The organism is Paeniroseomonas aquatica (assembly GCF_030409335.1).
Taxonomy (GTDB): domain Bacteria; phylum Pseudomonadota; class Alphaproteobacteria; order Acetobacterales; family Acetobacteraceae; genus Belnapia; species Belnapia aquatica.
In genome coordinates this window covers 61,636-84,983 of record NZ_JAUFPN010000033.1, presented here as the reverse complement: position 1 = coordinate 84,983, position 23,348 = coordinate 61,636, and the positions used below count along the sequence as shown (strand labels likewise).

At 74.2% G+C, this 23,348-nt stretch carries 22 protein-coding genes; 9 read left to right on the top strand and 13 right to left on the bottom strand.

Annotated features, from left to right (window positions below; translation table 11 throughout):
• Positions 1 to 32: 32 nt before the first annotated feature.
• Positions 33 to 1,205, top strand: a complete 1,173-nt coding sequence (locus QWZ14_RS03715) for an MFS transporter (RefSeq protein ID WP_290315221.1) — start codon at positions 33 to 35, stop codon at positions 1,203 to 1,205.
• Here QWZ14_RS03715 and QWZ14_RS03710 read toward each other — a convergent pair.
• Together QWZ14_RS03710 and QWZ14_RS03705 are read right to left on the bottom strand one after the other, a co-directional pair.
• Positions 1,186 to 2,250, bottom strand: a complete 1,065-nt coding sequence (locus tag QWZ14_RS03710) for a trypsin-like peptidase domain-containing protein (protein WP_290315220.1) — start codon at positions 2,248 to 2,250, stop codon at positions 1,186 to 1,188. The genes QWZ14_RS03715 and QWZ14_RS03710 overlap by 20 nt on opposite strands.
• Positions 2,251 to 2,283: 33 nt before the next feature.
• A complete protein-coding gene (locus QWZ14_RS03705) occupies positions 2,284 to 2,994 on the bottom strand; it encodes a hypothetical protein (protein ID WP_290315219.1) in 711 nt (236 codons plus the stop codon).
• A 78-nt stretch (positions 2,995 to 3,072) separates the two neighbouring features.
• Between QWZ14_RS03705 and QWZ14_RS03700 the strand changes: the two genes are divergently transcribed.
• The 4 genes from QWZ14_RS03700 to trpS are packed head-to-tail and all read left to right on the top strand — an operon-like array spanning position 3,073 to position 7,086.
• Positions 3,073 to 5,454 (top strand): heavy metal translocating P-type ATPase, encoded by a 2,382-nt coding sequence (locus QWZ14_RS03700; protein WP_290315218.1) that lies wholly within the window; start codon positions 3,073 to 3,075, stop codon positions 5,452 to 5,454.
• Positions 5,451 to 5,858, top strand: coding sequence for a MerR family DNA-binding protein (locus QWZ14_RS03695; protein WP_290315217.1), 408 nt, complete (start codon positions 5,451 to 5,453; stop codon positions 5,856 to 5,858). The genes QWZ14_RS03700 and QWZ14_RS03695 overlap by 4 nt, the downstream gene beginning before the upstream one ends.
• Complete coding sequence (locus tag QWZ14_RS03690) at positions 5,839 to 6,030, top strand: heavy-metal-associated domain-containing protein (protein WP_290315216.1); 192 nt, start codon at positions 5,839 to 5,841, stop codon at positions 6,028 to 6,030. The genes QWZ14_RS03695 and QWZ14_RS03690 overlap by 20 nt, the downstream gene beginning before the upstream one ends.
• Positions 6,031 to 6,087: 57 nt before the next feature.
• Positions 6,088 to 7,086 (top strand): tryptophan--tRNA ligase, encoded by a 999-nt coding sequence (trpS, locus tag QWZ14_RS03685; RefSeq protein ID WP_290315215.1) that lies wholly within the window; start codon positions 6,088 to 6,090, stop codon positions 7,084 to 7,086.
• 11 nt (positions 7,087 to 7,097) lie between these two features.
• On the opposite strand, the gene QWZ14_RS03680 is transcribed toward trpS, so the two are convergent.
• The 8 genes from QWZ14_RS03680 to QWZ14_RS03645 all read right to left on the bottom strand — a co-directional run bounded on the left by QWZ14_RS03680 (position 7,098) and on the right by QWZ14_RS03645 (position 14,596).
• Positions 7,098 to 7,832 carry a M48 family metallopeptidase gene (locus QWZ14_RS03680; protein ID WP_290315214.1) on the bottom strand — a complete coding sequence of 245 codons (735 nt, stop codon included), beginning with the start codon at positions 7,830 to 7,832 and terminating at the stop codon, positions 7,098 to 7,100.
• Between the two features lie 84 nt (positions 7,833 to 7,916).
• Positions 7,917 to 8,231, bottom strand: a complete 315-nt coding sequence (locus QWZ14_RS03675; protein ID WP_290315213.1) for a cupin domain-containing protein — start codon at positions 8,229 to 8,231, stop codon at positions 7,917 to 7,919.
• Positions 8,232 to 8,301: 70 nt separating this feature from the next.
• Positions 8,302 to 9,240: a dihydrodipicolinate synthase family protein gene (locus QWZ14_RS03670; RefSeq protein WP_290315212.1), complete on the bottom strand. Its 939-nt coding sequence runs from the start codon at positions 9,238 to 9,240 to the stop codon at positions 8,302 to 8,304.
• Positions 9,240 to 9,728 (bottom strand): YcgN family cysteine cluster protein, encoded by a 489-nt coding sequence (locus QWZ14_RS03665; protein WP_290315211.1) that lies wholly within the window; start codon positions 9,726 to 9,728, stop codon positions 9,240 to 9,242. The genes QWZ14_RS03670 and QWZ14_RS03665 overlap by 1 nt, the downstream gene beginning before the upstream one ends.
• 15 nt (positions 9,729 to 9,743) lie before the next feature.
• A complete protein-coding gene (locus QWZ14_RS03660) occupies positions 9,744 to 10,853 on the bottom strand; it encodes a glycosyltransferase family 4 protein (protein WP_290315210.1) in 1,110 nt (369 codons plus the stop codon).
• 16 nt (positions 10,854 to 10,869) lie between these two features.
• Positions 10,870 to 12,519 carry a heparinase II/III family protein gene (locus tag QWZ14_RS03655; protein WP_290315209.1) on the bottom strand — a complete coding sequence of 550 codons (1,650 nt, stop codon included), beginning with the start codon at positions 12,517 to 12,519 and terminating at the stop codon, positions 10,870 to 10,872.
• Positions 12,519 to 13,214, bottom strand: a complete 696-nt coding sequence (gene rpe / locus QWZ14_RS03650; protein ID WP_290315208.1) for a ribulose-phosphate 3-epimerase — start codon at positions 13,212 to 13,214, stop codon at positions 12,519 to 12,521. The genes QWZ14_RS03655 and rpe overlap by 1 nt, the downstream gene beginning before the upstream one ends.
• A gap of 131 nt (positions 13,215 to 13,345) precedes the next feature.
• Complete coding sequence (locus tag QWZ14_RS03645; RefSeq protein WP_290315207.1) at positions 13,346 to 14,596, bottom strand: RsmB/NOP family class I SAM-dependent RNA methyltransferase; 1,251 nt, start codon at positions 14,594 to 14,596, stop codon at positions 13,346 to 13,348.
• Between the two features lie 50 nt (positions 14,597 to 14,646).
• On the opposite strand from QWZ14_RS03645, the gene QWZ14_RS03640 reads away from it, so the two are divergent.
• On the top strand, positions 14,647 to 16,350 hold the full coding sequence (locus QWZ14_RS03640) for an ArnT family glycosyltransferase (protein WP_290315206.1): 1,704 nt from the start codon (positions 14,647 to 14,649) through the stop codon (positions 16,348 to 16,350).
• Between the two features lie 7 nt (positions 16,351 to 16,357).
• On the top strand, positions 16,358 to 16,957 hold the full coding sequence (locus QWZ14_RS03635; RefSeq protein ID WP_290315205.1) for a DedA family protein: 600 nt from the start codon (positions 16,358 to 16,360) through the stop codon (positions 16,955 to 16,957).
• A 22-nt stretch (positions 16,958 to 16,979) separates the two neighbouring features.
• Here the strand turns inward: QWZ14_RS03635 and QWZ14_RS03630 are convergent, their stop codons facing one another.
• The gene (locus QWZ14_RS03630) at positions 16,980 to 17,957 is read right to left on the bottom strand and encodes a cyclase family protein (protein ID WP_290315204.1); all 978 of its coding nucleotides are present in this window, start codon (positions 17,955 to 17,957) and stop codon (positions 16,980 to 16,982) included.
• A gap of 80 nt (positions 17,958 to 18,037) precedes the next feature.
• Entirely contained in the window at positions 18,038 to 19,165 is a 1,128-nt protein-coding gene (locus QWZ14_RS03625) for a patatin-like phospholipase family protein (protein WP_290315203.1), read from the bottom strand.
• Between the two features lie 592 nt (positions 19,166 to 19,757).
• Between QWZ14_RS03625 and QWZ14_RS03620 the strand changes: the two genes are divergently transcribed.
• Positions 19,758 to 20,138 carry a hypothetical protein gene (locus QWZ14_RS03620; RefSeq protein ID WP_290315202.1) on the top strand — a complete coding sequence of 127 codons (381 nt, stop codon included), beginning with the start codon at positions 19,758 to 19,760 and terminating at the stop codon, positions 20,136 to 20,138.
• A 90-nt stretch (positions 20,139 to 20,228) separates the two neighbouring features.
• Positions 20,229 to 21,665 carry a hypothetical protein gene (locus QWZ14_RS03615; protein WP_290315201.1) on the top strand — a complete coding sequence of 479 codons (1,437 nt, stop codon included), beginning with the start codon at positions 20,229 to 20,231 and terminating at the stop codon, positions 21,663 to 21,665.
• A gap of 640 nt (positions 21,666 to 22,305) precedes the next feature.
• Here QWZ14_RS03615 and QWZ14_RS03610 read toward each other — a convergent pair.
• Entirely contained in the window at positions 22,306 to 23,316 is a 1,011-nt protein-coding gene (locus tag QWZ14_RS03610) for a Bug family tripartite tricarboxylate transporter substrate binding protein (protein ID WP_290315200.1), read from the bottom strand.
• Positions 23,317 to 23,348: the final 32 nt, after the last annotated feature.

Sequence of the window (23,348 nt, the reverse complement as noted above, 5' to 3'; positions counted from 1 at the left end):
AGGGTGCCGGCTGGATGCCGGAGTCGCCCCGCTTGCCCGAACCTGCTCTGCCCCGGCATGCGGAATTGCTGGTCGGCCTCGCCGTCTGCGCGGTCGGGCTGGCGACGACCATCCCGCTGCCGCTCTATGGCCAGTACGCCGCCCGCGGCGGCTACGGGGCCGGGGCGCTGGCCATGGCCTTCGCCTGCTACGCGGCGACGGTGATCGTCTCGGCGCCGCTGCTCGGGCCGCTGCCGGACCGGATCGGGCGGAAGCCCTGCGTATTGCTCGGCGTGGCGCTGGCGGCGCTTTCGACCCTGCTGCTGGCGATCTTTCCCAGCATCCCGGCGCTGGCCGTCGCGCGGGTGGCGCAGGGCCTCGGGATGGGTTGCGTCGCCGGCGCAGCGGCGGCCTGGGCGGCGGAGCTCGCGGGGGGCGGCGCGGCTGGTGGGCGGCGGGCGGCGGGGGTGATCGCGCTGGCGACCATCGGCAGCTTCGGGGTGGGCGGCATCCTGACGCTCGGCGCCGTCGCGGCCTGGCCGGGAATGCTGCCGCCGGTGACCTTCGCCGCCCATATCGGCTTCGCCTTGCTGCTGCTGGCGCTGGTGGCGCGGCTGCCGGAGACGCTGCCGCGGTCACTGGCGGCGCGGCAGGCGGGGTGGCTGCGGCTCCCGGCATTCCCGCGCGGCAGCTGGGCGACGACCGCCGCCATCATCCCCGGCTGGGGCGCGACGGGCATCGTGCTGACCAGCGTGCAATCGGTGCTGGCACAGCAGGGCCACGCGCTGCTGGGGCCGTTGGCGGCCTGCGGGATGATGCTGGCCGGCGTGCTGGTGCAGCAGGCCTTCCGCCGCATGCGGCCGCGGCCCGCGGTGCGGCTCGGGCTGGCGGTGCTGATGCTGGGCAGCGGGCTGTGCTTCTGGGGCGCGGCCTGGGGCGGCGGCCTCTGGCCGCTGCTGCTCGGCGGCGCCGTGGTCGGCATCGGCACCTATGCCTTCGTCTATCCGGGTGGGCTGGCGGCGGTGGCGGAGGCGGCCTCGGGCGAGGACCGGGCGCGGGCGGTCGCCGGCTATTTCGTGGTGGCGCACCTCGGCTTCAGCGCGGTGCCGCTGGCGGTCGGGCTTGCGGTGGATGCGCTGGGGGCGGGGATGGCGCTGGCGCTGGCCTGGGCCGGGCTGCTGGCCGGCGCCATCGGGATCGGGGTGGCTAGCGCTCGCAGCGGATGAACAGCACGCTGCGGTTGGCGATCTCGCCCACGTCGGCGGCGCCGCGTTCCGGGCCGCTGCTGTCGGCGACCTGCGGCGTCAGCCCGGCGCGGCGGACGAAATCCAGCGCCGCCTCCCCCTTCACCGCGAAATTGATGTTCTGGGCGAGGTCGCCGGTGCGCTGGGCCAGCCGCTGGGCATTCAGCTTGGAGACCACGACGCCGACGACATGCGCCTGCATGTCGAGCAAGGGGCCACCGGAATTGCCGGGCTGGACCTCGGCGCTGATCTGGAACTGGGCACGGTTGTCGGCCAGGCCGGCAAGGCCGTTGATCTCGCCCCGGGTCAGCTTGGCATCGGAGGAGAGCAGCCCGGCCAGCGGGAAGCCGTAGGCGACGACGCCGTCGCCGCGGCGCACCGCGGGGCCGCTGCGGAAGGGCAGCGCCGGGCCGGGCAAGCCGGGGACGGCGAGGAGCGCGAGGTCGAGGCCGGTATCGACGCGGGCCGGCGGCACGGCGGCGAGCCAGCGGCCGTCGGGCGCGCGCATGACGATGCGGTCGCAGCCGTTGACGACGTGGTGGTTGGTCAGCACCCGGTCGGGCGCGACCAGGAAGCCGGTGCCGGTGGAGACGTTGCGGGCGCTGCTGTTCGGGCGCTGCTGCGGCACGTTGGCGGGCGGCGGCGGAACCGCGGCGCTGGCCGGGGCGGGCCTGCCGGAGGGCAGCGGGCGCGCGGCGGTCTCGAGCGCCACCTCGCGGTTGGCGCAGATGTCCTGGTCCTGCAGCATCGCCTCGCGGCCGTCGGTCAGCACCAGGCGGAGGTCGAAGCGGCAGCCGGCGGCCTCGGCGGGGTTGACGCGGAAGCCGGCGCCGCTGGTCAGCGGCCGGTCGGGCGAGAGCAGGTTGCGGCCCCAGTCGGCCGCCGCGCCGCGCGGGGTGCGGACGGCGTTCAGCTCCTTCGCATCCACGCCGGTGCGGTTGGTGACGTGGAAGGGCTGGCCCTGCGCGAAGGCCGCACCGGGGAGAAAGAGCAGGGCGAGGAGCGCGAGGCGGGGAAGGTGCGGCATGGCGGGAGTCCTGCTGGGTTTCGCAGCGCAAAGTCAATCGGCGTGGCGGCGGGCGGCCTCGGCCAGGGTGGCGTGCAGGGCGGCGGTGGGCGCCAGGCCACGGGCGCCCATCGGCTGCGGCACCGCCTGCCAGCGGCCGGGGAAGGCGGCGTCGAGTTGGCCGCGGAGGATGCGGGCGACGCCGAGGCCGATGACCAGGACATGCGCCGGGTCCAGCCTTGGCAGGTCCAGGCCGTGGTGGCGCCAGCCCTCGCGCAGGGCGGCGGCATAGGGCCGGGGTGCGACGCGGACTCCGCCCGGGCCGGCGACGGCGGCCAGGGACGCATCGGTCAGCCAGATCCCGCGCGCCTTCAGCCGGTGCAGCAAGGCGGCTTTGGCCGCGAGGCGCGCGGCAAGGTCCGGGATGGCGGCGCGGGTCGGCGGGGGGTTGCCCTCGATGGCGGCGAACAACCGCCAGAACTGGCCGGTGCCGGCATTGGCGACTGGCAGGTCCGGGACCAGCCCCGGCTCGCCGTAGGCCGGGCAGTAGATGTGGCGGACGAAGCCTTCCGGCCCGGGCCAATCGAGCCCGGCGGGCAGGCGGAGGCGGCAGGCGAGCTCGGCGGCGGAGGTGGCCATGTGGCTCTCGGCCAGCAGCAGCAGGCGGACTCGGGGCGGCTTCCAGGCCTGGCGCCAAGCCTCGGCAGCAAGGGCTGCGGCGGAGGCATCGCCGGGCAGGACCGGGGTGGGGGTGAAGGCGAGCATCGGGGCCAGATGGGGATGTTACGAATTCTGCGAAGATCCCCTTGACCTTCCCATAGTGGGAGACCCCACATCGGCTCCATGCCCGAAGCTCCCCTCCCCCCGGCCGCCATCCTCAGCCTGCCGATCTCCGGCATGACCTGCGCCAGCTGCGCCGGACGGGTCGAGCGCGCGCTGGGCAAGCTGCCCGGCGTCACCGCCGCCAGTGTCAACCTGGCGACGGAGCGGGCGGAGGTGCGCGGGACCGTGCCCCTGGCGGCGGCGATCGGGGCGGTGGTGCAGGCCGGCTACGGCGTGCCGGAGCAGCGCTTCGACCTCGGCATCGGCGGGATGACCTGCGCGACCTGCGCCGGGCGGGTGGAACGGGCGCTGGCCAAGGTGCCGGGGGTGCTGGAGGCCAGCGTGAACCTCGCCACCGAGCGCGCCATGGTGCGGGCGGTGGCGGGCACGCCGGAGGCGGCGCTGGCCGCGGCCGTGGCCAAGGCCGGCTACAGCCTGCGGGAGAGCACGCCGGAGGTGGCCGCCGCCGAGGGCGGGCGGGAGAAGCGGGACCTGATCCTCGCCGCGGTGCTCGCGGCGCCCTTCCTGCTGGGCATGGTCGGGATGGCCTTCGGTCAGGATTGGATGCCGCATCCCTGGCTGCAGGCGGCGCTGGCCGCGCCGGTGCAGTTCTGGCTCGGCGCCCGCTTCTACCGGGCCGGCTGGGCGGCGCTGCGGGCGGGGACCGGCAACATGGACCTGCTGGTGGCGCTCGGCACCTCGGCGGCCTTCGGGCTTTCCGCCTGGATGCTGCTGAAGCACGGCGCGGCGCATGCCGGGCATCACCTGTATTTCGAGGCCAGCGCGGTCGTCATCCTCTTCATCCTGCTGGGCAAGTGGCTGGAGGCGCGGGCGCGGCGGGCGACCGGGGCGGCGATCCGCGCCCTGCTGGAGTTGCGGCCGCGCACTGCGCACCGGATCGGCGCCGATGGGGCGGAGGAGGCGGTGCCGGCCGCGGCCCTGGTCGTCGGCGACCTGGTGGCGGTGCGGCCGGGCGAGCGCATCCCGGCCGATGGGCTGGTGCGGGAAGGCCGCGCCGGGGTGGATGAGAGCGCCCTGACCGGGGAGAGCGTGCCGGTCGAGAAGGAGCCGGGGGCCAGGGTCTCGACCGGGACCATCGCCCTCGACGGCCGGCTGGTGATCGAGGCGCGGGCGATCGGCGCCGAGACGGTGCTGGCACGGGTGGCCGCCATGGTCGCGGCGGCCCAGGCCAGCCGGGCGCCGGTGCAGCGGCTGGTGGACCGGGTCAGCGCGGTCTTCGTGCCGGTGGTGGTCGGGATCGCGCTGGTGACGCTGGTCGGCTGGCTGCTGGCCGGCGCGGGCGGCGAGGTGGCGGTGATGCGGGCGGTGGCGGTGCTGGTGATCGCCTGCCCCTGCGCGCTCGGGCTGGCGACGCCGGCGGCGATCATGGCCGGGACCGGGGCGGCGGCGCGGGCGGGCATCCTGATCCGCGATGCCGAGGCGATCGAGCGGGCGCAGGACGTGACGCTGGTTGCCTTCGACAAGACCGGCACCCTGACCGAGGGCCGGCCGCGGCTGGCGGCGGTGCATGCGGCGGCGGGCGTGACCGAGGCCGCGGCGATCCGGCTGGCGGCCGGGCTGCAGGCGGGCAGCGAGCATCCGCTGGCGCGGGCGGTGCTGGCCCGGGCGGGCGGCGACGTGCCGAAGGTCGAGGCGTTCCGCGCCCTGCCCGGCCGCGGCGTCTCGGCGACGATCGATGGGCAGGCGCTGTTGCTGGGCAGCCCGCGGGCGCTGGGCGAGAGCGGGGCCGAGGCGGGTGCGCTGGCCGCCGCCGCCGAGGCGGAGTCCGGCCAGGGCCGGACGCTCGCCTGGCTGGTGGAGACGGCACCTAGGCTGCGGGTGCTGGCGGTGCTGGCCTTCGAGGATGCGGAGAAGCCGGGGGCGGCGGCGGCCATCGCCGGGCTGCGGGCACTCGGCGTGAAGGCGGCGATGATCAGCGGCGACAGCAAGGCCGCGGCGGGGGCGGTGGCGGCGCGGCTCGGTCTCGACGACGTGGCGGCGGAGGTGCTGCCGGCGGGCAAGGCCGAGCGCGTCGCCGCCTGGCAGCAGGCCGGGGAGCGGGTGGCGATGGTGGGCGACGGGGTGAACGACGCCCCTGCCCTGGCGGCGGCCGAGCTCGGCATCGCCATGGGTACCGGGACCGACGTGGCGATCCAGGCGGCGGGGATCACCCTGCTGCGGGGCGACCCGGCGCTGGTGCCGGCGGCGCTGGACGTCACCCGGCGGACGCTGGTGAAGATCCGGCAGAATCTGGGCTGGGCCTTCGGCTACAACCTGGTGGGGGTGCCGCTGGCGGCCTTCGGCTACCTCTCGCCATTGGTGGCGGGGGCAGCGATGGCGCTCTCCTCGGTCTCGGTGCTGGGCAATGCCCTGCTGCTCTCGCGCTGGAGGCCCCGGTCGTGAACATCGGCGAGGCGGCACGCGGCTCCGGCGTCTCGGAGAAGATGATCCGGCATTACGAGGCGATCGGCCTGCTGGCGCCGGCGCGGCAGGCGAACGGCTACCGACGCTATGCCGCGGCCGATGTCGCCGTGCTGCGCTTCATCCGCCACGCCCGGGACCTCGCCTTCCCGCTGGAGGAGGTGCGGCGGCTATTGGCCCTGTGGCAGGACCGCGGCCGGGCCAGCGCCGAGGTCCGGGGCATCGCCCTGGCCCATGTGGCGGCGCTGGAGGAGAAGGCGGCGAGCCTCGCCGCCATGGCCGCCAGCCTGCGGCACCTGGCCTCCCACTGCCATGGCGACGGGCGGCCGGAGTGCCCGATACTCGATGGACTGGAAGGAAAGCATGATGATCACCCTGCATGTTGAGGGCATGAGCTGCGGCCATTGCGTCCGGGCCGTGACCCAGGCGATCCAGGCGCTGGACCCGGCAGCCAAGGTCGAGGTGGACCTGGCGGCCAAGATGGTGAAGGCCGAGACCGGCCTGGCGCGGGACGCCGTGGCGGCCGCCATCACCGGGGAAGGCTACAAGGTCGCTTGACCTGGGCGGCGGGCCGGAGGATCACCGCCGCCACCCCCTTTCCACGGTGCCATAGCCATGCAGCGCGTCTTCTCGGGCATCCAGCCCTCCGGCATCCCGACCCTCGGCAATTACCTCGGCGCCATCCGCAACTGGGTGCCGATGCAGGACACGCATGAGAGCATCTTCTGCGTGGTCGACCTGCATGCCATCACCGTCTGGCAGGACCCGAAGGAGCTGGCAGCCCAGACGCGGGAGATGGCGGCGGCGCTGATCGCCTGCGGCCTCGACCCGCATCGCTGCATCCTGTTCGTGCAGAGCCATGTGCATGCCCATGCAAGGCTGGCCTGGATCTTCAACTGCGTGGCCCGGCTCGGCTGGCTGAACCGGATGACGCAGTTCAAGGACAAGGCCGGCAAGGACCGGGAGTCGGCCTCCGCCGGGCTCTATGTCTATCCGAACCTGATGGCGGCCGATATCCACGCCTACCATGCGGTGAAGGTGCCGGTCGGCGACGACCAGAAGCAGCACCTCGAGCTGGCCAATGACATCGCCCAGAAGTTCAACCACGACTATGGCGTGGAGTTCTTCCCGACGATCGAGCCGATGATCCAGACCGTCGCGGCGCGGGTCATGTCGCTGCGGGACGGCTCGAAGAAGATGTCGAAGTCGGATGCCTCCGACCAGTCGCGCATCAACCTGACCGACGATGCCGACACCATCGCGCTCAAGATCCGCCGGGCCAAGACCGACCCGGAGCCGCTGCCGGAGCACGTGAGCGGCTTCGAGGGGCGGCCGGAGGCGCGCAACTTGGTCGGCATCCTCGCCGGCATCGGCAATACCACGCCGGATGCGGTGCTTCGCGAGCATGGCGGCAAGGGCTTCGGCGCCTTCAAGGAAGTGCTGGCCGAAGCGCTGGTTGCGCATCTCTCGCCGATCCAGGCGGAGATGAACCGGCTGCTGGAGGACAAGGGCGCGCTGGATGCGGCGCTGCGGCTCGGGGCGCAGCGGGCGGCGGCGATCGCCGAGCCGATCGTGACCGAGGCGGAGCGGCTGGTGGGCTTCCTGCCGCGCTGAGGCGCGGCCGCCTAGCCGACGCGGAGTAGCGCCGGCCCGTTCTCCTTCAGCCACGCCACCGCGGCTTCGCGGTTCGGCGTGAGCTGCTGGAGGGTGTCCCAGAACCGTGGGGAGTGGTTCAGCTCCCGCAGATGCGCGACCTCGTGCGCCACGACGTAGTCGAGCACCCAGCCCGGCGCCATCACCAGCCGCCAGGAGAAGGCGAGCGTGCCATCCGGCGCGCAGCTGCCCCAGCGGCTGCGGGTATCCTTCAGCAGCAGACGGCGGCTGGTGACGCCGAGCGTTGCGGTGTGGCGGGCGACCAGTACCTCGATCCGGCGGCGGGCTTCCTCGCGCAGGAACCGCGCCACCCGGGCCGGCACCTCGGCGATCTCGCCGCCGGTGATGATGGCGCCGGGCCGCAGCCAGGTATCGCCGGCATGGCCGGGCACTGCGCGGATGACATGCAGCGCGCCGCCGAGCGGGACCTCGGAGCCTGGCTCGAGCGCGATAGGGGGCGCCAGCGCGGCCAGCCTCTCCCGCACCCAGGCGGCATGGGTGGTCAGCAGCGCGACGCCGGCATGGCGGGCGGCGCGCTGCGGCAGGGTGACGACGACGGTGCCGCTGCGGGCATCGATCCGCAGGCTGACCCGCTGCGCCCGCGACGACCGGCGCCACAGCACCGGACCCGGCAAGACGGGGCACGCGGGCAACTGCTCCGTCTCCCCCTGGTCGAGGGAGACGGCCCCGTCTTCGAATTGATCCATGGATCATAATGCGCATCCCGCGGTGGAGATTTCAACCGCTTGAGACGCATGGCTGCGCAATGCGATGGGCATCGCGCGGCCTTGTCAGCCGGCGAGGCTCTTCAGCTCGGTCTCGACGAAGGACAGGAAGCCGGTGCCGCCGTTGACCACATTGTGCTCGACGCCGGCGACGCGGGTGTAGGAGACGCCCGCCTTCAGCTCCGCGGTCATGGTCTCGCCGTTCGCCAGCTCGACCAGCAGCGTGCCGTCGTGGATCGGCACGACCACATAGAGCCAGCCGTGCCGGTGCCAGCCAGTCTCCGCGCCGGGATTGAAGTCCCAGCGGGTGACGCGGATGTTCTCGTCGTCGATCTGCACCGTGCCGGTCGCCGGCTCGCGGCAGCGGAGCGGCTCGCTCATGCTGGAAGCCCCGGCCGATTCACGCCCCCGGTGCTCGGCTTCGCCTGCGCCCTCGCGCGATCGGACGGGCTCATTCGGCGGCGGCCTTCACCCCGAGGCCGGGCAGCGGGATGGCGCCGGCGGCCTGGAAGGCGGCCCAGACCGCATCGGCCTGCGCCTTCTCCAGCTTCAGGTGCGGCGGGCGGATGGTGCGCCAGCCGTCGTCGCCGGTGGAGCGGGCGATGATCTCGCGCAGGCCCGGGATCAGCGCCACGCTGGTCGCCGCCTTGCGGGTGGCGTTCAGCACGGCCTGGGCGGCGTCGGCCTCCGGCCCGGTGCGCTTCGCATAGACGATGCCGCCCCAGTGGCTGTTGGTGTTGCTGGCCGCGGTGATGCAGCCGGCGCCGCCATCGGCGAGGATGGTCTGCAGGAACTCGTCGGAGCCCGAATAGACCTCGAAGCCGTCCTTGGCGAAGGCATCGACCATGGCCTTCATGTTGGCATAGACGCCGCTGCTGTCCTTCACGCCGCGCACCGCGCCGGGGAAAGCCTTCAGCAGCCGGCCGATGAGGTCGAGGCTGAAGGGCACCGCCGACTGCTGCGGGAAGTGATAGAGGTAGATGGCGATGCCGCCGCCCGTCCGGGTGATGACCTCGGAGAAGTAGGCGAACAGGCCGTCGTCGCTCGGCGCCTTGTAGTAGAAGGGCGGCAGCACGAGAACGCCGCGGCAGCCCTGGGCGCGGGCATGCTGGATCAGCTCCACCGTGTCGGTGAAGTTGGCGGTGCCGGTACCCGGCATGATCACGCCGGCGGGGATGCCACGGGCGATCAGGCCTTCGAGGATCTGCTTGCGCTCGGCCAGGCCGAAGCTGGCCGCCTCGCCGGTGGTGCCGAGGATGCCGAGGCCGTTGCAGCCATTGGCCAGCAGCCAATGCGCGTGGGCTGCCATGCGGTCGAGGTCGGGCGACATGTCCGGCTTCATCGCGGTCAGCACGGCGGCATTCACGCCGCCGAAGAGGGCATCCTTCATCACGCTTTTCCTTTTGTGGGCTTAGGGGGTTTCGCCGAGCGGGGCAGCGTGCCCGGCCAGCGGACGATGTGGTCCTCGAAGGCGCCGGCCTCGCGCTCGGTCACGGCGCGGCCGCGGACGGAGACGCCGGCCTCGTGCACAGTCTCCGGACGGCCCGAGAGCAGCGGGTGCCACCAGAACAGGTCGCGGCCTTCCTTCACCAGGCGATAGGCGCAGGTGGGCGGCAGCCAGTCGACGGCGGCGACCTTGGCCGGCGTGAGCTTCACGCAATCCGGCACGTGCTGCTTGCGGTTCGGGTAGTCGCGGCAGAGGCAGCTGCCGGTGTCCAGCAGCCGGCAGGCGACATTGGTGAAGACCAGCTCCTCGGTATCCTCGTCCCGCATCTTGTGCAGGCAGCAGCGGCCGCAGCCGTCGCAGAGGCTTTCCCATTCGGCACGGGTCATCGTGCCGAGGGTCTTGGTCTTCCAGAAGGGGGGGGCATCGCTCACCCGGGGAGTGTAGCGCTACAAGCCCAGCAGATCGAGCGTGCGCCCGACGACCTTCTGCTCGTCGAACAGCTCGAGGGCGCGGGCGCGGCCGGCAGCGCCCAGCCGGGCCCGCAGCGCCGGGTCGGCGGCGAGCGCGGTGAGCGCCTCGCCCAGGGGTTCGATGGTGGCGGGCGGGACCAGGAAGCCGGTCTGGCCGGGCAGGACCATCTCGCGGGAGCCGCGGATATCGGTGGCGACCACCGGCAGGCCGCAGAGCATGGCCTCGATGATCGACATCGGCAGGCCCTCGAAGTGGCTCGGCAGGGTGAAGGCATCGGCGGCGGCCAGCACCCGGGCGACGTCGTGGCGGTAGCCGAGGCGGCGGAAGCGGGGGCCGAGCGTGGCCGCGGCGCGGGCGAAGTCGGGCTCGAGATCGGCGCCGTGGTCGGAGGCGAGGCGCTCGCCGACCACCCAGAGATGCGCGCCGGGCACGGCCGCCATCGCCTGCAGCAGCTCCGGATAGCCCTTGTGCCGGACCAGGCGGGAGACCGCGACGATGACGCAGTCCTGCGGCCCGGCGCCGAATTCGCCGCGCAGCGCGGCGCGGGCAGCCGGATCGGGGTGAAACAGGGCGGGGTCGCGGCCGTTCAGCACGGCCGTCGCGCGGGGATGGATGCCGAGGCGGCGGGCGTCGGCGGCCTCCTCGGCGCTGACCGTCAGGTAGGTCTCGGTGATGCGGCCGGCGGCCCATTCGAGGCCGAGCGAGAGGCCGCGCCGCCAGGCCGGGCCGGGCTGGTTGAACAGGAAGCCGTGGCAGGTATAGGCGATGTGCGGCACCCCGGCGGCCCGCGCCGCGGCCCGGGCGAGCAGGCCGCTGATCGGCATGTGGCCATGCACCAGGTCGAAGCGCTCGGCGCGGAAGACCTCGCGCAGCGCCGCGTAGCAGCGGGCCTGGACGCGGGGATTGAGGCTGCGCGCCATGGGCACCGGGATGACGCGGAAGCCCTCGGCCCGCGGCAGGTCGAGCAGGGGCCCCTCGGCGCAGAGGCCGACCACCTCGTGCCCGCGGTCGCGGGCGCCCCGCATCAGCGGCAGCAGGAAGTGCCGCAGCGAGAAATCGACGTTGGTGACCTCGGCGATCTTCACCGGCGGGCCGGCCCGCTCAGCCCTCGGGCGGGCCGCTCGCCGCCAGCCGCTCGAGCGCCCACTGGACGATGTCGGCGCCGGGGTCGGCGGTCAGCACGATCTGGCTGTTCCGCCGCCGCTCGCCGCCGAGGTAGACGCTTTCCTCGAGCGAGACCGTGGCGCCCTTGGCCCGCAGCTGCCAGGCTTGGCCGGAGGCCAGGCGCAGCAGCACCGCATCCTCCTCCGGCTGGAGGTCGGCGGTGACGCCGGGGTGGAGGTGGAAGCGGACGGTGAAGGCGGGCGGCACGGCGCCGGCCTCGGCCATCTCGATGATGTCCTCGCCGCGCAGGTCGTCGCCCGATTCCGCGAGATAGAGGCGGCGGCGATGCACCGCGCCGAAGCGCTTGCGCCAGCCGTCGTGGCTGGTCTCGAGCCATTGCGCGCCGTTCTGTTCCTGGCGGTCCTGCTCCACCTGCTCCGGCCGGCGGCCGAGGCCTTCGTCGCTCAGCTCGCTGCTGTTGGTATCGGCGAGCACCAGGGTCGAATGCGCGGCGGTGGCGCGCAGCGCGTCGCGCCAGGCGGCCGGCGCCCCGGGCGCGGCGCCGCAATTGACGATGAGGCGGTCGCGGCCGACCGACATCTCGAAGCTCAGGGTGCCGGCATGGGCATAGCGGTCGGCGCCGCGCGGCAGGCCGGTATTGGCGTCCTTCGCCCGGGCCGGTGGCGGGCCGGCGGCATCGGCGATGACCAGGGTGCGCCCGGCCTGGAGGCGGTGGAAGCCGCTTTCTTCCAGCAGCATCGGCGCCCGGCCGCGCGCCTGGCCCTGGGTCAGCACCAGGTCGACCAGGCCGGCGCCGTTCTCCCGGGTGCCGTTGAACTGGGCGAGGCCGCCGTCGCCGTGGCGGAACAGCCGCAGCGCCTGGCCGGCGCGCTCCAGCACCGTCGCCAGCAGGGCGGGCGGGTTGATGCCGGCGCCGTTCAGCAGGTTGCGGATCTCGATCAGGTCCTGCAGCGCCAGCATGAGCTGGGCGGGGGAGCGCTCGACATGGCCGCCGTCGGGGTGGAACTGGCGTTCCAGCTCGCCCGGCAGGAAGCGCAGCGCCCGGGTCATCCAGCCCTCGTCCTCGAGCGCGACGGCGGCGGCGATGGCGCCCTTCAGCGTCACCAGCGCGCCGCGGTGCATGGCCTCCGCGGGCAGCGAGGCGACGACGCCGCGGGCATCCTGGGCAAGCCGGACCAGCAGGCGCTTGCGGAAACCGTCCTCGGCGGTGGCGGCGAGGAAGTCCCAGTGGCCGAGCCAGGCGGAGACCCGGGCGGCGGCGACCTCGGGGGCCTGGGCGAGGGTTTCCTCGGCGCCGCGGCCCAGCCAGTCCTCGGAGAGGTCGCGGGCGCGGGTGCGGGCGGCATCGGTGCCGAGCGCCCGGAGGTCGCGCAGCCAGGCGAAGCCATGCGCGGCGCTGCGCCAGGCGATCGGACCAGCCTCGGCATCCCAGCCGGAGGGGGCCTCGGGGCTCGAATCGAGCCGGTGGGTGGTGCCGGCGGTCTCGAACTCGCCGCCCATCAGCCGGGCGCCGCGGGCCGCGTCGCCGGGCCAGAGGTCGCGGAAGGCCCGCGCCGGGGCGTCCGGCACCTTGACCGGGCGGAGGCCCGAGATGAAACGCCGCGTGCCGCGGATGATGTCGCGCATCAGGCCAATACCCCAGGACGAAGCGCGGGTGAGCGAAGGGCGGCGATGGCCGCGGCATAGTCGGGGGCGCCGAAGACCGCGGTGCCGGCAACCAGCACGTCGGCTCCGGCGGCGATGCAGCGCGGCGCGGTCTCGGCGGTGATGCCGCCGTCAACCTGCAGCGCGATCGGCTGGCCGCCGGCGGCGACATGGGCGTCGATCATGCGGCGCAGGGCGGCGATCTTCCCCAGCTGGCTGCCGAGGAAGGACTGCCCGCCGAAGCCGGGATTGACCGACATCACGAGGATGAGGTCGCAGAGGTCGAGCACGTTCTCCACCACCGATACTGGAGTCGCCGGGTTGAGCACCACGCCGGATTGTTTGCCCAAGGCGCGGATGGTCTGCAAGCTCCGGTGTAGATGCGCCCCGGCTTCCGGGTGGAGGCTGATGAGATCGGCGCCGGCGGCGGCGAAGGCCTCGAGGTAGGGATCGGCCGGGGCGATCATCAGGTGCACGTCGAAGGGGATGGCGCAGTGCCGGCGCAGCGCCTTCACCACCACCGGGCCGTAGCTGATGTTGGGGACGAAATGCCCGTCCATAATGTCGAGATGCAGCCAGTCCGCCCCGGCCGCGGCCACGGCGCGGGCTTCCTCGCCGAGGCGGGCGAAGTCGGCGGCAAGCAGGGAGGGAGCGATCCGGACGGGACGGGTGGGCATCCCGCCGGTTCTAGCGGCGGGTTGATGGAACGGGCAAGGCGGTGACGCGACCTTCCGCATGACGGAAACCGGCATCACCTCTCAGGGATTGTCCCAGCAACGCCGCATACACGCAGAAGGCGATATGCCGGTCACGCCCGCCGCCAGCGGGCGATGAAGAAGCCGTCCATGCCACCCTGCTCCGGCCAGTAGTCGGGCCGGGTGCGTAGGGCGCCGCCGGCGACGATCATGTGGGCGAGGCCGGGCACCTCCTCGGGCCGCACCGGGAAGGGGCGCAGCCCCGGCAGGTCGGCGGCGAGATGCGCCTCGCCCTCCTCCGGCTGCAGCGAGCAGCTGGCGAAGACCAGCCGGCCGCCGGGCGCGAGGCGCCGGGCCGCGGCAACCAGCAGCTTGCGCTGGAGCTCGGCCATCGGCGCGATGTCGCGGTGGCGCTTGAGGTAGGGCACGTCGGGATGGCGGCGGATGGTCCCCGTCGCGGTGCAGGGGGCATCGAGCAGCACCGCGTCGAACAGCGCCCCGCCGGCGTCCCAGCTGGTCGCATCGGCCTCCACCACCTCGGCCGCCATGCGGAGGCGGGCGAGGTTCTCGCGCAGCCGGGCGGCACGCTTCGGCTCGCGCTCCACCGCGACCACCTGGCCGCCGGCGGCGACCAGCTGGGCGGTCTTGCCGCCGGGGGCGGCGCAGAGGTCGAGCACCTTCTCCCCGGGCCGCACCGCCAGCACCCGGGCCGGCAGGGTGGCGGCGGCGTCCTGCACCCAGAAGCCGCCCTCGGCGAAGCCGGCGAGGGCGGTGACATGGGTGCCGGCGGGGTAGCGCCAGCTGCCGCCGGGCAGCTCGGTGCCGCCCTCGGGCGGGGTGGCGCCGGGGGCGAGGGAGAGGTCGAGCGGCGCCTCGGTCCGGTGGGCGGCGGCCAGCGCCCGCACCGCCGGCCCATAGGCGGCGTGCCAGGCGGACCAGAGCCAGGGCGGGGTGTCCAGCCGTTCGGCGTCCAGCCCCTCCAGCGCGGCGGGGCCGGCCTCGGCGACCCGGCGCAGCACCGCATTGGCCAGGCCGGCGAAGGGCTTCGGCACCAGGGTGACGCTGCTGGCGACCGCGGCATGGGCGGGGGTGCCGAGCAGCAGCAGCTCCGCCGCGCCCATCCGCAGCGCATTGCGCACCTCGCTCGGCGGCTCGCGCCTGAGGAAGGGCTCGAGCACGGCATCGAGCGAGCCGGCCCGGCGCAGCACGGCGGCGGCGATGCGATGGGCCGCGGCCTTGTCGCGCGGGGCGATGCCCTTGGGCAGCGCGTCGAGCGCTTCCTCCAGCGGGCGGCGGCGGGTGATGACCGCCTCGAGCACGGCGAGGGCGGCGCGGCGGGTGGGGGAGCCGATATGGGAGGACATGTGCGGCGGTTTATGGCCCCCGGCCGCGCCCCATGCTAGTGCGCGCGGCCATGGATACTTCGGCCCCTGCTTCGTCGGCCCCGGCACGGTCGGACCGTTCCCTCGGCCTGCTGCCCGAGGCGCTGCAGCGCCGGCCGAAGCTGTTCCTCGCGCTGCTCTGCCTGCTGCTGTGGCTGCCGGGCTTCTTCACCCTGCCGGCGACCGACCGCGACGAGGCCCGCTTCGCCCAGGCCAGCCGCCAGATGGTCGAGAGCGGCGACTATGTCCGCATCCGCTTCGGCGAGGAGGAACGCAACAAGAAGCCGGCCGGCATCCACTGGCTGCAGGCGGCCTCGGTCCATGTGCTGGAGGCGACCGGCCTCGGCACCCGCGACCAGATCTGGGCCTACCGGGTGCCCAGCCTGCTCGGCGCGCTGCTGGCGGTGCTGGCCACCTTCCACTGGGGCCGCGGGCTGGTCGGGCGGCGGGCGGCGCTGCTCGGGGCGGCGATGCTGGCCTCCTCGCTGGTGCTGGTGGCCGAGGCGCATATCGCCAAGACCGATGCGGCGCTGCTGGCGACGGTGACGGCGGCGATGGGGCTGTTCGGCATCGCCTACCTGCGGCCGGCGCTGTTCGGCGCCCGCCAGGCCGCCGCCTTCTGGCTGCTGCTCGGGCTCGGGGTGTTGCTGAAGGGGCCGATCGGGCCGATGGTGCCGCTGCTGTGCGGCATCACCCTGGCGGTGAGCGACCGGGGCGCGCCCTGGCTGCGGGCGCTGCGGCCGCTGTGGGGCGTGCCGCTGATGCTCGCCGCGGCGGCGCCCTGGTTCGTCGCCATCGGCATCGCCACCGAGGGCCGCTTCTTCGCCCAGGCGGTGGGCGGCGACATGCTGTCCAAGATCGGCTCGGGCGAGGAGAAGCACTGGGGGCCGCCCGGCTTCTACCTGCTGAGCTTCGGCATTGCCGCCTTCCCCGGCGCCTGGATCGTGCTTTGCGCCCTGCCGGCCGCCTGGCGGGACCGGCTGAACCCGCCGACCCGCTTCCTGCTGGCCTGGGTGGTGCCGTCCTGGCTGGTCTTCGAGGCGGTGCAGACCAAGCTGCCGCATTACACCCTGCCGCTCTTCCCGGCGCTGATGCTGCTGGGCGCGGCCTGGGCGATGGACCCGGTGCGGCGGCTGCCGGCGCGCGGCTGGCGCTGGGCCGGGGTCGCGGTGCTGGTCGGCGTGGCCGTCGGGCTGGCCGTCGCGGCGCAGGGGGCCGCCTGGTACCTGCTGCGGGCGCTGCAGCCGGCCGGGCTGCTGCTGGTGCCGCTGGCCGGGGCCGTGGCCTTCGTGCTGCTGCGGACCGCAGGGCGGCGGGAGTGGGGCCGCGCCGGGCTGCTCGGCGCGCTGCTGGCGGTGCCGGTCTATGCGCTGGTGCTGGAGGGGGTGGTGCCGCGGCTGACGCCCTTGTGGGTGGCCCCGCGCCTGGCCGCCGCCGTCGCGGAACAGGCGCCCGGCCTGCCCCCCGGGCAGTTCGGCATCACCAGCTATTCCGAGCCTTCGGTGCTCTTCGCGCTGGGCCAGGATGTGCGGCTGCTGCGGACCGGCGGCGATGCCGCCCGCTTCCTGGCGGCGGCGCCGGGCCGGGTCGTCGCGGTCGGCGACCGGGCCGAGGTTGATTTCCGCCAGGCGGCCACGACCTTGGCTGTCAGCCCGCAGGAGATCGCCAGCGTGACCGGCTTCAATTATTCCCGCGGCCGCTGGATCACCCTGCTGCTGTACCGTCTGACGCCGTGAGCGCGCCATGATCGAATGGGCCTCCGGGCTGGTGGCCTCCGGCGGGCTGGCCGGCGTCTTCCTTCTCATGGTGGCGGAGAACCTGTTCCCGCCCATGCCCTCCGAGGTGATCATGCCGCTGGCCGGCTTCGCCGCGGCGCGGGGGCAGATGCCGCTGCTGGGGGTGATCCTGGCCGGCGTCGCCGGGTCGCTGGTCGGCAATGCCTTCTGGTACGAGCTCGCCCGGGCCTATGGCGCGGTGCGGATGCGGCGGGTGCTGGACCGCTTCGGCCGCTATGTCGGGCTCACGCCGGACATCGTGCTGAAGGCGGAGGCGGCGCTGCGGCGCAACGGCCCGGCGGCGGTCTGCCTGGCGCGGATGATGCCGGGGATCCGCACCGGCATCTCCATCCCGGCCGGCCTCGTCGCCCTGCCCCGGCCGGTCTTCTACATCTGGACCGCGCTCGGGACCGGGCTCTGGACCGGCGGCCTGGCCACCGCCGGCTGGGCGCTGGAGGACCAGTTCCATCTGGTGGAGGACTGGGCCGGGCCGATCGGACTGATCTTCATGGCCGGGGTCGTCGGGACCATCGGCTGGCATATCTGGAAGGCGCGGCGGGCGGGATAGCCGCCCGCCGCCTGCTGTCCCGTCAGCGGATGGCGATCGGGTTGATGATCGCCTGCACCGCGCCCTTCAGCAGCGGCTGGCCCAGCACGAAGAGGAATTCCTTGGCCTGGTCGCGGGCCAGGGCGCGGGTGTCCATGACCTCCAGGATGTGGATGCCGTTCTTGGCGAGCAGGGTCTGGTGGCCCTCCCAGATCCGGTTCGGGTTCTTGAAGGGCACCGCCTCCACCCCCCAGGTATCGGCGCCGACCGCGACCACGCCGAGGCCGGCGAGGAAGTCGGCGGCGCCGTTGTCGATGCCGGGCTCGCCCTTGCCGAAGCGGGGCGGGTCCTGCTCCAGCAGCGCGACCCAGCCGGTATGGATCAGCACCACGTCGCCGCGGCGCACCTCCACCCCCTGGTCACGCATGGCGGCGCGGAGGTCGTCGGCGGTGATGAGCTCGCCCTCCTCGAGCATCGGCTTGCCGCGGGCCCGGGCCATGTCGACCAGCACCCCGCGGGTGACCATCGGCGGGATGCCCTCGATGCCGAGCCGGGTCACGCCGGTGGTGCGCATGAAGTCGTGGGCGTGGTTGCCGTTGTAGAAGCGGTTGTCGATGCCGAGGTGGGCGAAGCTGTCGATCTGGCTGCCGACGCCGAGCCAGCCGGTGAACATGTCGTCGGCATAGGACATGCGGTTCTCGGAGGGGCCGGTCGCGCCGGGCACCAGGGCGCCGCCGAACTGGTCCGGCATCATCACCGTGACCGCGGCGCTGCGCGGCGGGAAGGCCGGGGTGTCGCGCCCGACCGGCACGCCGAGGCGATAGACCTGGCCGCGTTGCACCAGCCGGGCGGCCTCCAGGACCTTCTCCGGCGTCAGCAGGTTCATCGCCCCGATCTGGTCGTCCGGGCCGTAGCGGGAGGGGTACCAGGGGGCTTCGGGCTGGGCCGCGGGCCCCTGGGCGAGTGCGGGCGACGACGCGAGCATGAGCGCAGCCGCGGCGGCCAGGCCGGTGAGACGCATGCGATCCTCCCTATGCGTTTTGTTGCGCGGAGAGGATAGCGACAGCGGCGGGCCGGGCTGGGGTCACGCTGGCGCGAGCGCTACTCGGCCTCGCGGTGCAGGTCGTGGGTGACGATGCCGGGGTCCTCCGGCGGCAGTTCCAGCCAGCGCCGGTTCGCCAGGGTCCTGACCGTGTCCTCGTGCCCGCTGGCCCAGTGCTCGCGCATCGTCTCCGGGCCGAATTCATAGTCCTTGGCCTGCCCCTCGTAGACCTTGGCCTGGTAGACCAGCTGCAGGATGGCGAGCTGCGGCAGGCTGGCGAGCTGCTCCCGCAGCGCCCTCTCCTCCGCGGTCAGCGCCGCCTCCGGCACCTTGGCCAGCGCGCGTTTCAGCCGCAGCTGCCATCGCCGCTGCCGGGTGAAGGCATCGGTGTTCATCCGGGTGCGGGAGGAGAAGCGGATGTCCTTCTCGCGGCTCAGGACGTCGTTGAGGTCCCGCGGCAGCGGTCCGCGGGCGGGGAAGAGGTCGACCTGGAAGACCAGCGCGTCGCGGCTGTCGGTCTCGTCCTCGAGCAGGTACTGCAGCGGGGTATTGGAGACGAGGCCGCCGTCCCAGTACCAGCCGCCCTCGATCTTCACCATCGGCAGCCCGGGCGGCAGCGCGCCCGAGGCCATGACGTGCTCGGGCGTCAGGCGCTGGGTGGCGCTGTCGAAATACTGGAAATTGCCGGTGGCGACATTCACCGCGCCGACCGCCAGCCGCGGGTGGCCGCCGGGCCTGGCCAGCAGCTCCCAGTCGACCAGCTCCTCCAGCGTCTGCTTCAGCGGGGCGGTGTCGTAGAAGGCGGTGGCGGCGCGGGCGCCGCGCGGGGCGAACCAGGGGCTGACCGGGTTGGGCCGGAAGAAGCCGGGGGTGCCGAGGGCGATGGTGGCCAGGGCGCTCTGCCCGTTGCGGGCGCGGCGGAGGTCGTCGCCATCCGGCGCGAAGGGCCAGATCCGGCGGGCGGTGATGCGCTCCCAGAAGGCCTGCAGGCGGGGCAGCCGGTCCTCCGGCCGGTTGCCGGCGATGAGAGCGGCATTCACCGCGCCGATCGAGACGCCGGCCAGGAAGTCCGGCGCCAGGGCCGCCTCGTGCAGCGCCTGGTAGACCCCGGCCTGGTAGGAGCCGAGGGCGCCGCCGCCCTGCAGGACCAGGGCGATGCGGCCGAAGGGGCAAGGGATGGGATCCATCGGGCTACTCCATGCGCGGCCTGGGTGCTGCACCCGAAATGGCGGCGTCGCAACTCCCTCCCTTCCCGGCCGCGCCTGCCTGGCCTGGCGCGGGGAGGATCGCGGCATGGATGGCACGACGGCAGCCGGGCGCGCTACGGCCGCAACCTGCGGCCGATCCGGGGCACCGCCGCCGAGCCGCCCGACCCGCACCTCGGCCATGCGCTGGAATTCGTGAAGCCGGCCGATGGCGGGCCGGTGATGCCGACCATCGCCGCCGGGGTCCGCCATCTCCCCGCCGGCTTCGAGACCCGACCGCGGCGCGGCTCCGAACGCCTGGTGCTGGTCGAGGGACGCGGCACGGCGCGGGTCGAGCATCCGCTGGCGGCGCGCGACCTGCTGGTGGTGCCTGCCCTCCCGGCAGGCGCTGGCGTTGCGGGCCGAGACCGGGCTGGTGCTCTTCGCCTATCCCGACCGGGCGGCGCAGCAGAGGCTCGGGCTTGGCGGGGGGGGCGGCCTGGGATAGCAGTCCCATGGCACCAGGACCGCAACGGCCATGGCGAACCCGGCCCGCGGCCATGCGTTGCGGCCGCATAGCGAATAGGGACCGACCATGAGCCAGAGCACCGACAAGCATCCTGCCACCACCTCGGACGCCAACGTCGAGGCCGGCGTCGAGCAGACCTTCCCGGCCAGCGACCCGGTCTCCAGCACCACCTCGCAGGGCTCGCGCGCGGTCCCGCCCGAGGAGATGATGCATCCGGCCGGCTCGAAGCCTGCGGCCCAGGGCGATTCGGTCACCATCTCCCTGCCCTTCCCCGACCAGGAGACCGCCAAGCTCGCGCTGGAGACGCTTGTGCGCGAGGGGCCGGTCGATCGCCGCAGCGCCGAGATCGTCGCCGAGGGCAGCGGTGCCTGCCTGCACGTGGTGGTGCCCAAGGCGGATGCCGAGCGGCTGAAGGCGAAGCTGGAGAGCGGGCCGGGCACCCGCTGACGCCGCCCTTTCCCGTTATAGGAAAATAAGCTTTACAACTGCACTTGTTTCTAGTACGTTCCTTTCTGCCTGCTGCAGGAGGGTGCGAGGATGCGAGTGCCATGGAGCCCGGCCGCCAGCCACCTCGCCGGCGGCCTGATCCTCTCGCCCGGCCCCGCCCTGGCGCAGGAGGCGAGCCCGATGGCCTGGTCCGTCGGGCTGGTCATCGGCACCCTGGTGCTTTTCGTGGCGGTCATGGCCTGGCTGCTGGCGCTGCTGGCCGGGCGGCTGCTGGCGGAGGCGCGGGCGGCCGGCGCCGCCGCCCTGATGCGGCTGACCGAGCTGCCCTGCGGCGTGCCGGACGGCACCATCCGGGCGCTGATCTCCTGCTTCATCGTCATCTTCGGCTTCCTGCTGATCGGGCTGCAGAAGCCGCTGGGGCTGGCCAGCGCCGAGGCGCTGACCGGCTTCATCGGCGCCGTCATCAGCTTCTACTTCGTCACCCGCAACGGCGAGGCGCGCCAGGGGAGCCCCCTGGGCAGCCCCCTGGGAGTCTCCTCGGACACGCCGGCGCCGGTCGCCGAGGCCGGCCAGGCTGCCGCCGGCAGCACCGCCCTGGCCCGGGCGCGCGGCGTGCTGGACGCGGCCAGCGTCGCCGCCGGCCTGGCGGCGCGGCTGGCGCCGGATTTCTCCCTGGCGCAGCGGGCGGAAGCGGCGGCCACGGGGGCGCGGCAGGTGCTGGACGCCACCGCGGCCGCGCTGCATGCGGGCGATGCCGCGGCCATCGCCGGGGCGGTGGCCACGGCGGACGGGGCCATCCGCCGCGTCATCGGCCCGGACAACCCGGCGACCGCGGTGATCGCCGCGGCGCTGACCCGCCTCGGCAGCGGCGGCGCGGCGCCGGCGCTCCTCGGCCTCGGCGGGCCGGCCGGGCTGGTGGCCGCGCTTGGGATCGGCGCCTTCCAGGCGATGGCGCAGGGGACCGAGCATTTCGCCCGCTGGAAGGCGCGGGTGCTGGACCTCCCCTATGCCGCCGGCCTGTTCCCGCCCGGTCCGGTGGATGCCGCGGTGGCGCTCTCGGCGCTGGAGCTCTCGCCGATCTTCGCCCGGGCCTTCCTGGCGCCGGAGCCGGCCCCGGCGGCGCGCTTCGCCCTGGCGGCGCGGCTGGCGCTGCTGGCGCGGCAGGAGACGCCGGCGGTGCAGGAAGCGCTGTTCCAGCCCGGCCGCTTCGCCGACGCGGCCGAATTTGCCGCCGGGCTCCGGGAGTTCCGCGGCCGGCTGCTGGACCAGGCCCTGGACGCGGTCGATGCCGCGCCGCTCGACCTGGCCCCGGCCGGGATCACCGGGGTCCCGCCGGTGGCGCAGCCGGCGCTGCGCGAGGCCCTGGCCGCAGTGCGGCAGGCGCCGGAGGCCGCGGCGGTGGACCGGCTGGCGCTGCTGCTGACCGGCATGGCGGCCAACCCGGACCTCAAGCGGCAGGAGGCGATGGCGCTGCTGCGGCACCAGCTCGCAGTGGCCGGGGGGGCGGCCGGGGCGGCGGCGCCATGAGGTGGCTGCTGGTCCCCCTGCTGCTGGCCGGCTGCGCGGTGTCCCGGCTCGAGGCGGACAAGGCGGCGCTGGCGGCGGGGGACCATGCCGCCATCGCCGACCGCGCCCCGCCCTGCGCCGGCCCGGCGCCGGAGTGCCGGCAGGCGCAGGAGATCCGGGCCGAGGCCTGCCGGGCGCTCGGCCGGCTGGACTGCGCGGTGCGGGCCTTTCGGGCGGCGATCGGGGCGGAGGCGCCGCGGCCGCTGCTCGAGAGCCTGGGCCATGCGGCGATGGCCGCCCTGGCGGCCGGGGTGGGCGAGCCGGCGGGGAATGCCGCGGCCCAGCTGATGGCGGCCGAGGGGTTGCGCCGCGCCGCGCCGGCCGACCCGGAGGGGTGCTACCTGGCCGGCTCGGCCCGGCTGACCCTGGCGCTGCTGGAGCCGCCCGGCCCCGGCCGATGCCGGGTGCTGGCCGCGGTGCCGGCGGCATGCCGCGACGCCGTGGCCATCCCCGGCCGGGAGGCGCAATCCCGCCGGCTGGCGGCGGCGCTGGCGGATCNGCGGCATGCCGCGACGCCGTGGCCATCCCCGGCCGGGAGGCGCAATCCCGCCGGCTGGCGGCGGCGCTGGCGGATCAGCGCCGCGCCCAGGGTTGCGGCTGATCAGTCCGGCTTGATGCCGCTGGCCCGGACCACGCCGCCCCAGACCTCGATCTCCGAGGCCAGCAGCCTATGCAGCGCGGCGGCGTCGCCCTGCATCAGCACTACGCCCTGCTGCGTCACCCGCTCGCCGAGGGAGGGGTCCTCCAGCGTGGCACGCAGCGCGGCATAGAGCCGTTGCTGCACCGGCCCGGGCGTGCCGGGCGGAGCGAACAGGCCCTGCCACAGCACCCCGGCGCAGCCGGGATAGGCCTCGGCCACCGAGGGCAGGTCGGGCAGGATCGGCAGCCGCTCGGGCGCGGAGATGGCGACCAGCCGGACGGTGCCGTCGTTCACCAGCGGCGCGATGTCGAGCGGCGAGGCATAGAACAGCTGGATGCGGTCGGCCCGCAGGTCCAGCAGCGCCGGGCCGGCCCCGCGGTAGGGCACGTGCTCGACCCGCATCCCGGCCTTCTGCAGCAGCAATTCCGTCAGCAGGTGGTTGACCGAACCATTGCCGGAGCTGCCATAGTTCAGCTTGCCCGGATTGGCCTTGGCATAGGCGACGAGCCCGGCCAGGTCCTCGACCGGGACCGAGCGCTGCACCGCCATGGCGAAGGGGCTGTAGTAGACCAGCCCGATCGGTTGCAGCTCCTTCAGCGGGTCGCGCGGGGTGCTGCCGGGCTGCAGCGCCGGGTTGATGGCCAAGCTGTTGGTGCCGATCAGCAGCGTGTATCCATCCGGCCGCGCCTGGGCGACGTAGGTGGAGGCGATCGAGGTGCCGCCGCCGCTGCGGTTCTCCACCACCACGGTCTGGTCCAGTTCGCGGCCCAGCCGCTCGGCGACCATCCGCACCATCACGTCGGTCAGGCCGCCGGGGGCATAGCCGATGACCAGGGTGATCGGCCGGCTGGGCCAATTGGCCTGGGCCAGGGCGGGTCGAGCCAGGGCGGGTCGGGCCAAGGCGGGCGCGGCGGCCAGGGCGAGTCCGGCCTGGGCCAGGCGGCGGCGGGTCGGGATGGCGGCAAAGGTCATCGGGCGCTTTCGGTTGCGGCGGCCGAAGGCGC